General features: G+C 36.2%; 2 protein-coding genes. Both read right to left on the bottom strand.

The annotated features are described in order from the left end of the window. Positions 1 to 8: 8 nt before the first annotated feature. On the bottom strand, positions 9 to 227 hold the full coding sequence (locus tag ASC50_RS01520; RefSeq protein WP_262482184.1) for a type II toxin-antitoxin system RelE family toxin: 219 nt from the start codon (positions 225 to 227) through the stop codon (positions 9 to 11). A 28-nt stretch (positions 228 to 255) separates the two neighbouring features. Then, complete coding sequence (locus ASC50_RS01515) at positions 256 to 474, bottom strand: hypothetical protein (protein ID WP_055432961.1); 219 nt, start codon at positions 472 to 474, stop codon at positions 256 to 258. Positions 475 to 652 lie beyond the last annotated feature (178 nt).

Raw genomic sequence — 652 nt, 5'->3', positions numbered from 1 at the left:
TTTGTATTTCATCTATATACACTACTTCGATGACCAACCTTTACAACTTCTACGGTAAGAATATTGTCTTTGATTTTGTAAATAGCACGATAGTCACCGATGCGTATTCTGTATTTTTCAACCGCACCGGACAACTTACGGCAACCAAACGGGCGCGGATTTTTCTCAAGGGATAAAAGGTTATCCATTATTACCTGATAAATATTGTCAGGTAACTTTTCCATCATCTTGTACACCTTTTTCCCGATGATAACATCATACATTGCTTAATCCGCGTTTTTTGTTTTCTTGCTCCATAAATTCACGCAAGGGCATAGTAGGCTCATTTCTGTGCAGCCAAATTGTGAATAAATCCCAATAATCCTCACATCGCTCTAAAAAACGATACCATCCACGGCGGATATTGCCAAAAGAAATGCTGTAGCCGCGTGCTACATCGGTGTAATTTTTGTTCACTGTTGCTTCAATGCTCATATCTCTATATTTTTATGTTCTCATTCGGCGGCAAAGGTAGTAATTTTATTTCAAGAAATGCCAAAACGTTTGCCAATTAAAAAAAAATAAAATTTGTAATTCATTTATATACACTACTTCGATGACCAACCTTAACCACTTTTACCGTTAAAATCTCATCTTTTATGGTATAAAGCAC

Source organism: Candidatus Symbiothrix dinenymphae (assembly GCF_001431085.1).
This window is presented reverse-complemented; position numbering and strand designations above follow the sequence as displayed.